At 30.7% G+C, this 261-nt stretch carries 1 pseudogene; it reads right to left on the bottom strand.

From position 1 onward, the window contains the following. Nucleotides 1-137: pseudogene (locus FOF46_RS33185) on the bottom strand (ATP-binding protein); the annotation flags it as partial. Nucleotides 138-261 lie beyond the last annotated feature (124 nt).

Here is a 261-nt window from a genome sequence, read left to right as displayed (position 1 = left end):
CATTCAGATTGTAATAGATAAGCGATTAATTCATCATTGGTATAATTCCCGTGATTAGCTTCAAGAGTTGTAGAAAAAGCCCTATGCATCCCATAAAGCCTTAACTGTTTCATTTGTAATAATGTTTGTGTATTCATATCTGCTTATTAATTTTAATTATTTGTAATAGTTTCCTCCTCTAATGTTAGTATGCTTAGGGATATTAGATTCTGTATTGGTATCTTCTTGTATAGCATCCAGTCCTTTTTCCAGTATACTTTT

It is taken from the genome of Aquimarina algiphila (assembly GCF_007489275.1).
GTDB classification, from domain to species: domain Bacteria; phylum Bacteroidota; class Bacteroidia; order Flavobacteriales; family Flavobacteriaceae; genus Aquimarina; species Aquimarina algiphila.
This window is presented reverse-complemented; position numbering and strand designations above follow the sequence as displayed.